Annotated in this window: 16 protein-coding genes; 8 read left to right on the top strand and 8 right to left on the bottom strand. The window is 69.3% G+C overall.

The features are described from left to right. Both nhaA and ACODSY_RS19890 read right to left on the bottom strand, forming a co-directional pair. Complete coding sequence (gene nhaA / locus ACODSY_RS19885) at nucleotides 1–1194, bottom strand: Na+/H+ antiporter NhaA (protein WP_488953622.1); 1194 nt, start codon at nucleotides 1192–1194, stop codon at nucleotides 1–3. Between the two features lie 163 nt (nucleotides 1195–1357). Next, nucleotides 1358–2653 carry an SLC13 family permease gene (locus ACODSY_RS19890; RefSeq protein ID WP_488953623.1) on the bottom strand — a complete coding sequence of 432 codons (1296 nt, stop codon included), beginning with the start codon at nucleotides 2651–2653 and terminating at the stop codon, nucleotides 1358–1360. Between the two features lie 84 nt (nucleotides 2654–2737). On the opposite strand from ACODSY_RS19890, the gene ACODSY_RS19895 reads away from it, so the two are divergent. Continuing rightward, nucleotides 2738–3598, top strand: a complete 861-nt coding sequence (locus tag ACODSY_RS19895; protein ID WP_488953624.1) for a hypothetical protein — start codon at nucleotides 2738–2740, stop codon at nucleotides 3596–3598. Between the two features lie 6 nt (nucleotides 3599–3604). Here ACODSY_RS19895 and otsA read toward each other — a convergent pair whose 3' ends face one another. The 3 genes from otsA to ACODSY_RS19910 are packed head-to-tail and all read right to left on the bottom strand — an operon-like array spanning nucleotide 3605 to nucleotide 6158. After that, nucleotides 3605–5050 carry an alpha,alpha-trehalose-phosphate synthase (UDP-forming) gene (gene otsA / locus ACODSY_RS19900; RefSeq protein ID WP_488953625.1) on the bottom strand — a complete coding sequence of 482 codons (1446 nt, stop codon included), beginning with the start codon at nucleotides 5048–5050 and terminating at the stop codon, nucleotides 3605–3607. Continuing rightward, a complete protein-coding gene (gene otsB / locus ACODSY_RS19905; protein ID WP_488953626.1) occupies nucleotides 5038–5823 on the bottom strand; it encodes a trehalose-phosphatase in 786 nt (261 codons plus the stop codon). The genes otsA and otsB overlap by 13 nt, the downstream gene beginning before the upstream one ends. Then, complete coding sequence (locus ACODSY_RS19910) at nucleotides 5820–6158, bottom strand: hypothetical protein (protein ID WP_488953627.1); 339 nt, start codon at nucleotides 6156–6158, stop codon at nucleotides 5820–5822. Before ACODSY_RS19910 ends, otsB begins: the two co-directional genes overlap by 4 nt. A gap of 453 nt (nucleotides 6159–6611) precedes the next feature. Here ACODSY_RS19910 and ACODSY_RS19915 point away from each other — a divergent pair, with 453 nt between their 5' ends. Continuing rightward, a complete protein-coding gene (locus tag ACODSY_RS19915) occupies nucleotides 6612–7352 on the top strand; it encodes a DUF4336 domain-containing protein (RefSeq protein WP_488953628.1) in 741 nt (246 codons plus the stop codon). A gap of 18 nt (nucleotides 7353–7370) precedes the next feature. Beyond that, complete coding sequence (locus tag ACODSY_RS19920) at nucleotides 7371–8147, top strand: universal stress protein (protein WP_488953629.1); 777 nt, start codon at nucleotides 7371–7373, stop codon at nucleotides 8145–8147. Between the two features lie 39 nt (nucleotides 8148–8186). Here the strand turns inward: ACODSY_RS19920 and ACODSY_RS19925 are convergent, their stop codons facing one another. Then, nucleotides 8187–8570: a hypothetical protein gene (locus ACODSY_RS19925; protein ID WP_488953630.1), complete on the bottom strand. Its 384-nt coding sequence runs from the start codon at nucleotides 8568–8570 to the stop codon at nucleotides 8187–8189. 324 nt (nucleotides 8571–8894) lie between these two features. On the opposite strand from ACODSY_RS19925, the gene ACODSY_RS19930 reads away from it, so the two are divergent. From ACODSY_RS19930 to ACODSY_RS19945, 4 genes are read left to right on the top strand one after another with little or no spacing between them, the layout of a single operon-like run. Continuing rightward, nucleotides 8895–9488 (top strand): MarR family winged helix-turn-helix transcriptional regulator, encoded by a 594-nt coding sequence (locus tag ACODSY_RS19930; RefSeq protein WP_488953631.1) that lies wholly within the window; start codon nucleotides 8895–8897, stop codon nucleotides 9486–9488. Between the two features lie 8 nt (nucleotides 9489–9496). Next, complete coding sequence (locus ACODSY_RS19935) at nucleotides 9497–9874, top strand: hypothetical protein (protein ID WP_488953632.1); 378 nt, start codon at nucleotides 9497–9499, stop codon at nucleotides 9872–9874. After that, on the top strand, nucleotides 9871–10137 hold the full coding sequence (locus tag ACODSY_RS19940; RefSeq protein ID WP_488953633.1) for a DUF5985 family protein: 267 nt from the start codon (nucleotides 9871–9873) through the stop codon (nucleotides 10135–10137). Before ACODSY_RS19935 ends, ACODSY_RS19940 begins: the two co-directional genes overlap by 4 nt. Beyond that, complete coding sequence (locus tag ACODSY_RS19945; RefSeq protein ID WP_488953634.1) at nucleotides 10134–10430, top strand: DUF5985 family protein; 297 nt, start codon at nucleotides 10134–10136, stop codon at nucleotides 10428–10430. Before ACODSY_RS19940 ends, ACODSY_RS19945 begins: the two co-directional genes overlap by 4 nt. Here the strand turns inward: ACODSY_RS19945 and ACODSY_RS19950 are convergent. After that, entirely contained in the window at nucleotides 10427–10642 is a 216-nt protein-coding gene (locus ACODSY_RS19950) for a helix-turn-helix domain-containing protein (protein ID WP_488953635.1), read from the bottom strand. The two genes, ACODSY_RS19945 and ACODSY_RS19950, sit on opposite strands and share 4 nt — an antisense overlap. A 201-nt stretch (nucleotides 10643–10843) precedes the next feature. On the opposite strand from ACODSY_RS19950, the gene ACODSY_RS19955 reads away from it, so the two are divergent. Beyond that, complete coding sequence (locus tag ACODSY_RS19955) at nucleotides 10844–11428, top strand: MarR family winged helix-turn-helix transcriptional regulator (RefSeq protein ID WP_488953636.1); 585 nt, start codon at nucleotides 10844–10846, stop codon at nucleotides 11426–11428. 37 nt (nucleotides 11429–11465) lie between these two features. On the opposite strand, the gene ACODSY_RS19960 is transcribed toward ACODSY_RS19955, so the two are convergent. Beyond that, on the bottom strand, nucleotides 11466–12473 hold the full coding sequence (locus tag ACODSY_RS19960; RefSeq protein WP_488953637.1) for a DUF4118 domain-containing protein: 1008 nt from the start codon (nucleotides 12471–12473) through the stop codon (nucleotides 11466–11468). Between the last annotated feature and the right edge of the window lie 28 nt (nucleotides 12474–12501).

A 12501-nucleotide genomic window follows, 5' to 3' on the forward strand; every position in this document is an offset into this window, starting at 1 on the left:
TCAGGCTCGATCCTGGAGGCTCCGCCGCCGGCGCGCTGCCAACGCCAGGACCACAGCGCCGGTCGTGGCGGACAGCAGGCTGCCGCCCAACACGCCCAGCTTCACTTCCGCGTCGATGGTCTCGCCTGAACCCGGGAAAGCCAGGGCGCCGATGAAGAGGCTCATGGTGAAGCCGATGCCGCACAGCAGGCTCACACCGTAGATCTGCAGCCAGTTGGCGCCGTCCGGCCGAGCGCCGAGCCGTAACCGGGTGACGGCCCAGACCGCGGCCAGGACGCCCGCCTGCTTGCCCAGGAAGAGCCCCAGGGCGATGGCGACGACCAGGGGCGCCAGGGCCTGCTCCGCCGTAAGACCGCCGAACGCCACGCCCGCCTTGGCGAACGCGAACAGCGGCAGGACGAGGAAGGCGTTCCAGGGATGCAGGTCGTGCATCGCCTCCTGCAGCGGGCTCTGGTGATCTTCCCGTCGAGGCTTCAGCGGGACGATGGCGGCGAACGCCACCGCGGCCAGCGAGGTGCTGAGGCCGGCCGCGACCGTGAACCACCAGACCGTGGCGAACCCCACGATCCAGACCGGTGACGGTATGCGCACCCAACGCACGGCGAGCGCCAGCGCGACCAGGACCAGCGCCGCGGCGCTCGCCATGCTCCAGTCCGTCCCGGCGCTGTATAGCGCCCCGATCAGCACGATGGCGCCGAGGTCGTCGACGATCGCAAGCGTCAGGAGGAAGATGCGCAGCGAGGGCGGCAGGCCACGGCCCACTAGCGCAAGGACGCCCAGGGCGAAGGCGATGTCGGTGGCGACCGGGATCGGCCAACCGGCGTGCGGCGCGCCGAGGCTCGCGGACAGCGCCAGATAGACGAGGACCGGCCCCAGCATACCGCCCAGCGCCGCGACGACCGGCGTGGCCAGTTTGCGCGGGTCGCTGAGTTCGCCCCGCAGGATCTCGTGTTTGATCTCGAGCCCGACGACCAGGAAGAAGAGCGACATGAGCCCTTCCTTGATCCATTCCGAGGTGGACAGGGTCAGCGCGAGCGGCCCCGCTTGGAAGGTCTGCTCGGACTTCAGCAGGTGGAAATAGTCGCCGGCCCATGGCGAGTTCGCGGCCACGAGGGCCGCAAGGGCCGCCGTCGCCAGGATGCTGGCCGAGGCCGCTTCGGTCTTGAGGAATTCGAACGTCAGTCTGCGCGCCACGGCGGCCTCCCTTTGGGGTCAGCGGTCGTGACGCCAGGTTATCGACGGGCGTCTGACTGGGTTCGCCCGTCCGAGCGCCAGCCCGGTCGCACAGCAAGGCGACCCGATGTCTGCCGCGCAGCATAGTGGCGTCGCTTCTGATCGCAAGCACAGCCGGCCATGTTCAGAATGGGAAGTAGTAGGGAATCACGGCGACCCCGACGGCCCAGGTCAGAAGGTTGAGCGGGACGCCGATCTTGACGAAGTCCAGGTAGCTGTACCGCCCGATCTGGTAGACGAGGACGTTGGTCTGGTAGCCGAACGGCGTGGCGAAGGCCGCGCTGGCCGCCATCATCACGCCGACCAGGAACGGCCGCGGACTGACGCCGAGACTTTCCGCCAGCGCCACCGCCACGGGGGTGAGCAGGACGGCGACGGCGGCGTTCGACAGGATCTCAGTGAGGAACAAGGTCGCGCCATAGATCAGGGCGAGCGCCATGAGCGGTCCCAGAGCGCGCACCCAGACCACCAGGACATCGGAGGCCACGCCCGCGAGGCCCGTGAGTTCCAGCGAAAGGCCCACGACAACCATGCCAGCGATCAGGAACAGAACCTCCGGCCGCAGACCCCGATAGGCCTCCTCCACGCTGATCACCCGCAGAAGCACCAGGGCGATGGCGCCCGCGAAGGCCGTCGCGGCGATCGGCGCCACCCCAAGCGCGGCGGCGGCGACCGCGGCGACGAACACCCCCAGGGAGATCATCGCCTTGACTGGCTGGAAGGCGCGGTCGATCGGAAACAGGCCAGGATCGTCGCCGGGGGCGTTCTGCTCGGCGAGAACGCCCTCCCCTTCGGGCGCGTCGGATGGCCCCTGGGTCAGGAGACGGCCGCCGAACAGCAGCAGGTAGAGGCCGCCGGTCAGCGCCACGATCACGCCGACGGGCGTGATCTCGAAGATGCCGAAGGCCGGCTGGCCGGCGCTGCGCGCCATGTCGTTCACCAGCAGGTTGGTCGACGTGCCGATGAGCGTGCAGGCCCCGCCGAGAATGGTCACGTAGGAGAGCGGGATCAGAAAGCGCTTTGGCGAGAGCCGCATCGACTCGGCGACGTCGCGCACCACCGGCGCGGCCAGTACGACGATGGGGGTGTTGTTCAGGAACGCCGACGCGCCGCCGGCGAGGGCCACCACGAGCCAGAGGCCTGCGGCGCCCAGCCGACTGCACAGGCGGGTGGCGCCCCGAATCATCAGTCCGAGCAGCCCCGACAGCTCCATCGCGTAGGCGATCACGAATAGCGCCGCGAGCGCGATGATCGCCGGGCTTGCGAACGCGCCCTGGACCTCGACCGGCCGAACCGTCCGCGTGACCAGCAGGACGGCCGCGCCGGTCAGGGCGACAACGTCGGAACGCAGCCGCCCGTTGATGAGCGCCGCCACGACGGCCGCCAGCACGACCAGGGAAATGATCTGCGGCTGGGTCATGGGCAATGCGGTCGCTGACGCTGTCTGCACGCCACGATCGGCGATCGCCGCACCAACGCCTCATCATCTGCTATGGTCGCGGCCATGGCCGACAATAGTCCGCGCACCCCAGGGCGCAAATTCGGGCTGATCGCCCCGATCAGCATCGCCGCCGGCATCGCCCTCGTTGTCCTGATCGCAATGCTCCTCGGCAAACCCCGACCGCAGCCGCCGGCGCCGCCGAACCCGACGCCCGTGACACAGGCTCCGGCCCCGGTCGAGCCGCCGGCCGACCCGGTCGTCGGGCGCGCGGAGTTGATCGCCTCGGCGGACGCCCTGGCGGCGGCCTACGCCGCCAACGGCCCAACGGACACGAAGGCGCCGCCGCCGGGCCGACGGTTCGAGGTTCGCTTGCCTTTCGGATGCGAGGGGCCTCAGGTCCGCGCTGGGGCTGCGCAGGCCTACTACGAGTACGACGCCGCGAAGCGAACCATTCGCCTGGTGGCGCGTCCAGCGGTTTGGACCGGCCTGGCGGCCGTCCAGGAAACCACCGCAGCCGACTCGGTCGAGGCGGCGGAAGGCTTCTGGATCCCGCAGCCCTGGAGTCCCGCCGAAGCCTGCCCGACGCCGCGCGACACGCCTTTGCCCGCTTCGCCCACCCCACTGCCGGGCGAGACCCTCGGCTTGGTCCGACTGTTCACCTCGACGGAGTCTCGGGTGGGACGTCGGGGTGAGCGACCCTACGAGCAAGTGGTGAAGCTGGGAGAGAACGACCCGCCGCCGCTGTTCCAGGGCTATCGGCTGGTGCTGCAAGGTCGATTCGCCAGCTTCCCGGACGGCCGCGTCGCGCACTGCTGGAGCGAATCGGCGAGCCATCGGCCGATCTGCCTCTACGCCATCGCTCTGGACCGCGTGGCGTTCGAGACCGGCGACGGCAAACGCACCCTGGCCGAGTGGAGCGAGTAGCGCCCTTCAGGTGACAGCGTGGGCGGGCCGCGCGCCCGCCCCGATGATCGGCTCGCCGATCTCGGCGTCCCGGGAGCGCCGGACCTCGAAGAGCGCCGCGAGGAAGTCGTCGCGCCAACGCGAGACGTCCTGCTCGGCCACCACCTGCATCAGGTCCGCGTAACGCGCGAGGCGCTCGGCCTTTGGCATGGCCAGGCCGCGCCGGATCGCCTCGGCCACGTCTTCCCGGCTAAACGGGTTGACGATCAGCGCCGCATCCATCTGCTCTGCCGCGCCTGCGAACTGCGAGAGGACGAGAACGCCCGGGTCCTCCGGATTCTGGGCGGCCACATACTCCTTGGCGACCAGATTCATGCCGTCGCGGAGCGGCGTGACCAGGCCAAGGTGCGCGGCCCGGTACACCCCCGCCAACTCGTCCCGGCGATAGGATCGGTTCACGTAGCGAAGCGGCACCCAGTCGATCGTGGCGTAGGCGCCATTGATGCGTCCGCTCACCGCGTCGAGCCGCGCGCGCAAGTCCTGATAGGCTTCGACCTCGTCGCGGCTCAGCGTGGCGATCTGCAGGAAGAACACATTCTCCAACTGGTCCGCGCCATCGGCGAGGAACTGTTCATACCCAAGGAAACGCTCCTCCAGCCCTTTGGAATAGTCCAGCCGATCGACGCCCAGGATCATCTTCCGCCCGGTCATGCTCCGGCGCATCCGCCTGTGCACGGCCTGGGCGGTCGACGACGAAGCCGCCTGCCGGAAGTCGGCCAGGTCGATGCCGATGGGGAACGCTCCGATCCGCGAGCGCCTGCCCAACAACTCCACGTCGCCGCCGGCCGTCACCTTCCCCTGCAGCGTCTCGGTCACGTAACTCTGGAAGGCGTCGCGAGCGTCTTCGGTCTGGAAGCCGATCAGGTCGTATTCGAGCAGGGCCTCCACGAGGTCCTGGTGGCGGGGCAAGCTCGTCAACACCCGACGCGACGGCCAGGGGATATGCAGGAAGAAGCCGATCCGGTTTCGAAGCCCGAGACGGCGAAGCGCCTGGGCCAGCGGGATCAGGTGGTAGTCGTGCACCCAGATGACGTCGTCGCGCTGGACGAGCGGCGCCAGGGCGGCCGCGAAACGTTCGTTGACCCGCGCATAGCCCGCGTCGAACGAGCGTTCGTAGGCGGCAAGGTCCGTTCGGTAGTGGAACAGCGGCCAGAGTGTCTTGTTGGCGTAGCCGTTGTAGTATTCCTGGCGATCCTGTTCATCGAGGTCGAGCGTGGCGACGTTGACCGCGCCGGCCCGGCGGGTTTCGACCTCGCCTGTGAAGGCCTCCACGATGCGGCCGCTCCATCCGAACCAAAGGCCGGAGTGTTCCCGCAGGGCTGCGGCGAGCGCCATCGCGAGGCCGCCCGTGGAACCGCCGCCGGCGTCGTCGGGAGCCTGTACCCGGTTCGAGACGACGATCAGGCGGCCCATGACAAGGTCCTTTCAAGGTGGAAAGCCTCGCGCTTCAGGCTGTCGTTCAGCCAGGCGAGCACCTCGTCCACGCCGTCCAGACGCGCCGTCGCGAAGCTGGGTCGGGCCGGCCCAACCAGCACGCCGAGGCCGCCATGGGCCGCGGCCTCGGCGAAGCCAGCCTCATCCGTCAGGTCGTCGCCGACAAAGATCGGGGTCGCGCCGCGGAAAGGCGCCTCGGTCAGGAAGGTGCGCACGGCCGCGCCCTTGTCCGGACCGGGGGTTCGCAACTCCATCACCATGTGCCCCGGCTGGATTTGCAGCGCCTCGGTCTCGGCGACGCGCCGCACGAATTCCATCACCGCCGCCTCCGCCTTCGGCGCGCCGCGATAGTGCAGCGCCGCGCTCTGGTCCTTGTGCTCCACGAGGAGGCCGGGGTGGCCCTGCGCGAAGGCGGCCATCAGCTGTGCGGCGTGTGCGATCCGGGGGTGCGGCGCTATCGACTCACGCTCTCCAGCGGCCGAGCGTCGCTGTAGGCCATGCACGCCGGCCACGGCCCGGCAGCTCCCTTCGAGGATGGCGTCGATGTTGTCGATCGTTCGGCCGCTCACGATGGCGACCCGTCCCCCGAGAGCCTCGCAAACGAGCCGCAGCAGGCGATTGCGCGCGGCCGATGGCCCGACGTCCCCGGGGGACTCCCGTATCGCCGCGAGGGTTCCATCGAGGTCCAGGAACAGGCAGGCTTCCGCCAGCGGCAGGCGCGTCGCGGTCGATCGTCGAGAGGGCGGAGTCACGCCGGCTGCGCCCGGCGCAACGCCTCCAGGTCGATCGCCGGCGCCACGCCAGGCGTCAGGGCCGCGTCATCGTCGGGACGGAGCACGAAGCATTCCACGCCCCAGGTGTCGGACAGGGCTTGCGCCAGCTCGCCCGCGTTCCGACGACCAGCCGTCTCACCGACCAGGATCGCCGACCTGGGCGCCGTCTGCGCGGTGAGGGCGAGCGCAAGGCCCGCTGTCGAGGCCGAGCCCACCACGCTCGCGCCATCGTCGTGCAGGCGCGCGACGATCTGCGCGCACCGGTCGGCGTCCGCGCATACGACCAGCACGGTCTCCATCTCTCTTCCACTCATTCGAGTCTCCTCTGAAGTTGGTCCGACGCCCAATAGATAGATCGTATTACGATCTAACTGGAGTCACGCTTGCGCGAGCTGCAGGGAACCGGGGCGGCCAGGCCGCGACACCAGACGGAACGCTTATCGGGCGCCTACGGCTCCGGTCACCTCACGGTCATGTTATGATACATCGTCTTACGATCTTTTTCGACGTGGTGTAGGGCAGACGCCGGGTCGATCAGATCCAGGCGGCGCCGGGCTACCAGCATCCCCGGTCACCGGCGTCGCCCATCACCGCGCTTGGCGGGGCTGTAGGTCAGGCGCGACGGGAGTGTGGCCGGCCGGAACCAAACTGGAGGCACGGCCGCAGGTGCAGAAGGGGCGCGACTTTTTAGTCGCCGGGGCGCCCGGGCGGCGTCACCGGGCAATTCCGTGTTCGGTGGCGCCGCGACCCGCGGCTTCGGGACGGCCGTGACCACCGAAATCGAACCGTATGCGCCGCTCAACGTGTTGAAGCCGGTCGCGCCGGACGTCTGGATCGTCGATGGCCCGACCATCCGCTTCAACCTCGGCGGCGCTCACCTCCCCTTCCCGACCCGCATGACGGTGCTGCGCCTTGGAGGCGGTCAGCTGCTGGTGCATTCGCCGACGGCCCTGACGGCGGACCTGCGGAGCGAGTTGTCGCAACTGGGCAAGGTCGCCTGGCTGATCGGGCCAAATCGGTTGCACTACTGGTGGCTGCCCGAGTGGGTGGAGGCGTTTCCTGAAGCAGGCGCCTACCTCGCGCCGCGCACCAAGCGCCAGGCGGGTCGGCACATCGCCTTTCAGGGCCTGCCGCTCGACAGCCGCGACGGCTACCCCTGGGACGCGGAGGTCGCGACGCTGCCGGTGTTCGGGCGCTTCATGACCGAGGTGGTGTTCTTCCACCGCCCGACGCGGACCCTGGTGCTCACCGACCTGATTGAGAATTTCGAGCGCCAGCGGATCGGGTCCAGATTGATGCGCTGGCTCATAAGCCTGGGGGGCGTTCAGGCGCCCACCGGCGGCATGTCCCGGGACCTGCGGTTGACCTTTCCGCGCGCCGAGCTGCGCGAAGCGATCGAGCACATGATCGGGTGGGATCCGGAACGGGTCATCATCGCTCATGGCCGCTGGTTTGCGCGCGACGGGGCGTCGGAGTTGCGCCGGGCGTTCGCCTGGCTGCTGGCCTAGGCCCGGATGCGCCAAAGGATGGATCTTCTGGACGCGAGACTCCCACCGACGCCCACGATCCTCGCCTGCGTGGACGGCTCGGCGTATGCGCCGTCCGTCTGCGATCATGCGACGTGGCTCTCAAGCGCCCCCGGAGCCGTCATCGACCTCCTGCATGTGGACGAGGCAGACCTCGCCTCGGAACAGGGGCGGGCGCTGTTGCAGGACGCCGAGGCGCAGATCGCGGACAATGGCGGCCAGACCCGGTGCTCGCGGATGGAAGCCGGCTCGTTTCGAGAGATCGTCCGCGCCCAAGCCACCACCGGAGGTGCGATCGTGATGGGCAAGCGTGGCGTCGCGGCCGGCGCGCGCCGCACCGACCTCGGCTCGAACGCCTCGGCGTTGTTGCTGCACTCGAACGAACCCCTGCTTCTCGTGTCCCAGCTCTACCTCCCGGTCCACCGCGGACTGGTCCTGATCGACGCCGACCCTTGTCACCGGCGGACAGTGGAGTTCGTCGCTACGCACCCGGTTCTTTCCGCGCTCGAGATCGATGTCATTCTCATGCAGCCCATCGGCATGGATCCGGAGCCCAAGCTCACCTGGGCCCGCACTAGGCTCGGGAAGGGCGACGCGGACGTCTTCCCAATGCAGCACGGCGGCCCGGACGAGGCGGCCGCCCGCTACATGGTCGACCATCAGGTCGATATCATCGTGCTGTCCCGCGAGATGTTGTTCGATCAGGACCTCGGGCTGGGGATGGCGTTCGAGACCCGCGCCCTGTGGGGTTGGCGCACGCCCCTCTTCATCTGCTGACCACGTCCCACCAAGTCTGCGCTGGCAGACCGCGCGCCTTCACCCGGGGCTTCGTAAATGCCCAGCATCCGGCGCCCAGGGATAGCGCCGGGCCGCCTCGGGCCCCGGGGCCGCGCGACAGGCGTAGTAGTTGATGGCCCCGACGAGCCGGTCGCCGGAGTCGTAGACGTTCACCTTCGCGTCACGTCCGAGGCGCGCAACCGACTTGGCCACGCGTCTGCCCTGGCGCTCGGCGTCCCCACCGTGGGCGAACACCATCGATTCCAAGCCCTCGCCTTCGAGCCGCCATCCGGCGCCGCAGGATCGGACGGTAAGCAGGCAAGCGACACCTTCGACGCCCGCCCCCGACCAGGCGAGCGGCAGATGCCCGCCGCGCGGGTTGTGACCCGGAATGCGAGCCGCCCTGCCTTCGGATGCAGTCATGGTGTGGCCTCCTCGGGGCTGCGGCCGCGCGACGCGGTGCGGCGGTGTCGGATAGAGGCTGGCGTCCCGAACCTGCGCAGGCGCGTCGCCAAGCTGAGCAGCTCTCCGGAACTCGAGCATGGATGGAAGGCCGGGAGGGAGAGCCCGGCCTTCCCGCCGGGAGCTGACGACGAGGGTCCGTCGAACCGCCATCGCCAGATACGTCGTATTGCGATGTAACAGACGGATCAAATCACACGCCCGCGAGGTCGGCCGCCTTCCCTTACATCGTCTCACGATGTAATCGTCGGACGGGGCGGGCGACGTGAGAGGAGACCTGGTTGGATGCCGACGTCGCAGACTGCCGATATCCCGTTCCTGCGACTGGCCCAGCAGGCCAACCGCGCCGATCCGCGAACGGCGGCGGCATTGGGAAGCGCCCCACCCACGCCAGCGCGGCGACGGAGGTTGACGACGACCGACTACCAGGCGCTCGGCGCATTCAGACTGGCGCTGCGGCGCTTCCTGGCGTTCAGCCAGGCCGGCGCTCGGGCAATGGGCCTCACGCCCCAGCAACATCAGGCGCTGCTCGCCATCCGGGCGCATCCGGGGCCCGGATCGATGAGCGTGGGCGGGCTCGCAAGCAGCCTCCTGATCCGAAACCACAGCGCGCTGGGGCTCGTCGACCGACTTGCCGAGCGAGGCCTGCTCGTCCGCGGGCCCGATCCTCAGGATCGCCGGCGCGTCGCGCTCGCCCTCACCGAGGGCGGCAGCCGCGCCCTCGAAGCCATCTCGCGGAGCAACCTCGGCAAGCTGAAATCGACGGTCCCGGTCTTCACAGACCTGCTCAAGGCCCTCGAACAGCTCGACCTGCCGCCGGGTGCGAACGCCGCCTGCAAGACCAACCCCATCGGGGCGAACACGGACGGGATGGCCTGAGGCGCGCCTTGTCGACGGAACGCGATCTTCCTGACCTCATCCGCACGCACCTGCCCTCGGTCTGGTCCTTGGAACTGCTCATGCTCGTGCGGCGGGGAAGCGACCAAGGCTGGACGGCGCAGGGCTTGACCGACGAATTGCGCGCGAGCCTGCCGATCGTGACCTCTGCGCTCGATCGGTTCGAGCGATCCGGACTGGTCGCACAGGATGGCGATGGCCGCTACAGGTACGCGCCCGCGTCGCAGTTGCTCGCCGACTTCGCCGACGTCGTGGAACGGCAATACCGCGAGCGGCCGGTCGCGGTGATCAACCTGATCGTCGCTCCCGATGACCGCATCCAGCAACTGGCCGACGCCTTCCGCTTCCGGGGGAACGACCGCAAATGAGCCTTGCGCCCGTCGTCTACCTGCTCTGCTTCCTCGCCGCGCTCGCCTGCGCGGTGCTCCTGCTGCGGGCCTACGGCGGCGGCCGGACGCGCCTCCTGTTGTGGGTGGGTCTGGGGTTCGCCGCCCTCACCCTCAACAACCTGTTCCTCGTCCTGGACCTGGTGATCTGGCGCGGCGCCGACCTTTGGGCGGCGCGCCAGGCGGCCGCGGTGCTCGCGATCGGCATCTTCCTCTATGGGTTCCTGTGGGAGGCCGAGCGATGATCCCGGTGGCAACCGACGCCTTCGTCGGCGGGCTGATCGCGGGCGGCTACTTCACCGTCGGCCTGTTCTTTCTCCGCTTCTGGAGCCGTACGCGCGACAGACTGTTCGCCGCCTTCGCGACGGCGTTTTGGCTGATGTCCTTGAGCCAGGGCGCCAGCGTACTGCTCGGCCTGCCGGAGGAGGACCGGTCGGGCGTGTACCTGCTGCGGCTGGCGGCCTTCGGCCTGATCATCGCCGCCGTCCTCGCCAAGAACGTCCGGGCTCGCCGCAGAGGCGGCGACCGGGGCGGCTAGGCCCCGAGCCGGTCGCCCCCCTCCTCCAGCCGGCGCAGCGCGTTGTGCAACGCGACGATGGTGACGGGCCGCGGCTGCACCGTGGCCGCCTCGAAGCGTTGGACGGTTTGTTCCTGCAGGCCCGCCCGCCGGGCGAGTTCCAGCACGGTCAGGCCCAAGGCCTCACGCCGACGCCGGCAGCCGAGCGGCGAAAGCTCGATCTGGCGGGCCACCGGCCTTATCGCAGGCGGCCTGCCCCGCCGGCGCGGCGCGGGCTGACTGCGTTCGGGATCGTCTGGTCCGTCCATCCTTGCCCCCTTCGACGTCGGAGAGTCTAAAACATCGGATCACGATATTTCCAGTCTACGCCGCATCGTGGAGACTCCGGATCGGTCCGGCGCGACAAAACATCGCGATCGGATGCATCTTCGGCGTTGAAGCGGAACAAGGGCGATGGCAGGAGATTTTCCGATGATGATCCCGCCGACCGAACGGACCGGCCCATGACGACCGATGACCGGCCGGCCGCCAGGCGGCGGCGTAGCGACCTCTCTTCCGACGAGTACCAGGCGCTCGGCGCGTTCCGCCAGGCCTTGCGACGCTTCCTTGCCTTCAGCGAGGCCGGAGCCCAGGCGCTCGGCCTGACACCGCAGCAGCATCAGGCGCTGCTCGCGGTCCGCGCCCACTCGGGGCCTGAGCCGATGTCGGTGGGCGAACTGGCCCGGGCGCTCCTGGTCCGCAACCATAGCGCGCTGGGGCTCGTGGACCGCCTGGTCGAGCGCGGCCTGCTTGAGCGCAGTTATTCACAGACCGACGGCCGCAGGGTCCTGCTGGCGCTGAGCGAACTGGGGCGGGCGAAGCTCGAAACCATCTCGCGCAACAATCTCGGTGAATTGAAGAGCGACCTGCCGGTCTTCACTGACCTGCTGCAGGCGCTCGAGCAACTGGAGCCGCCGGCGCCCTCGCCCCGGCAGCCGTCGGACAAGCCGAAGTCTCCGCGGCGCGCCCGGCGGACTTGAGATACGTCCCCCTCCGCCTAGCGCTCGAACCGAACGTCTAATGCAAGGTGACGGCCGGCCGCTCGACCATCGGCGTTTCCGGCAAGGGGACGGTCAGCTCCAGGCCGGGCCCGCTCGGCCCGGGCGCACCCACTTCGAGCCGGGCGCCGAGTTGCTCGACCATCGCCTGGAACATGAAGGCGGCCGGCGCGCCGACGTCGGCGGGTTCGCCTAGCGATCCGGTGAGCCCGACCCAGACCCGCGCCCGTTCTCCGTCGGCCTGAAGGTCCACGTGGATGGTCCCGTCAGGATCGTGCCGCAGGATCCATGCCAGACACTCGGCGAGTGCGACACCCAGGGTTGTGGCCACTTCTATGGGCGTGAGGACCGGCCCGCCGGAAACCGCGATCCGGGTCGCAGGCTGCTTCGCCTCGGCGCAGACCAGGCCCGCCAGCGTCTGCGCGAAGTTTGCGAAGTCGACGGACGACGTCGGCTCCCCCGCCCGCTCCCGCACGGCGCGGGCGATGAGTTCCGAGCGCTGGCCGGCTTTGCGCAGCAGCACCAGGACTTCGGGGTCGGGCTCGCCGCGGGCCTGAAAGGTGAGCACTCCCATGAGCAGACTCATGTGATGCCCGATGCGGCTCTGCAGATCGTGGAATAGCGAGGCGTGAGCGTTGGCGACCGCATGGAGCCGTCCTTGATCGGCGGCGAGGGCCCGCAGAGCCGACGTCAGGCCGGTGATAAGGTAGATGGCGACGCCCGCGGTCACGAGAAAGAGGATCAGCGGCGCGGCCGAGCCCAGGCGCACCTCGATGCCGAACCGCGGCTCCACGAAGGTCCAGTACGCCAGCACGGCTGACAGCCCCGCCGCCAACACGGCCGGGCCGCGTCCGAAAGCGTAGGCGCACAGCAGCACCACGGGGAAGAACAGGGAATAGGGATGGTTGTCGCCAACCACCGGCTGCGCCGCGAACCGGATGGCGAAGGCCGCAAGGACCGCGCCCAAGGTCGCGAGGTAGGCGCGCGCCGCGGCCGGTCCGAGGAAATCTCGAAGCTGAGCGTGCATGCGGCCCCGCTCTAGCACGCAGCGCCCG

It is taken from the genome of Phenylobacterium sp. FG114 (genome assembly GCF_057809855.1).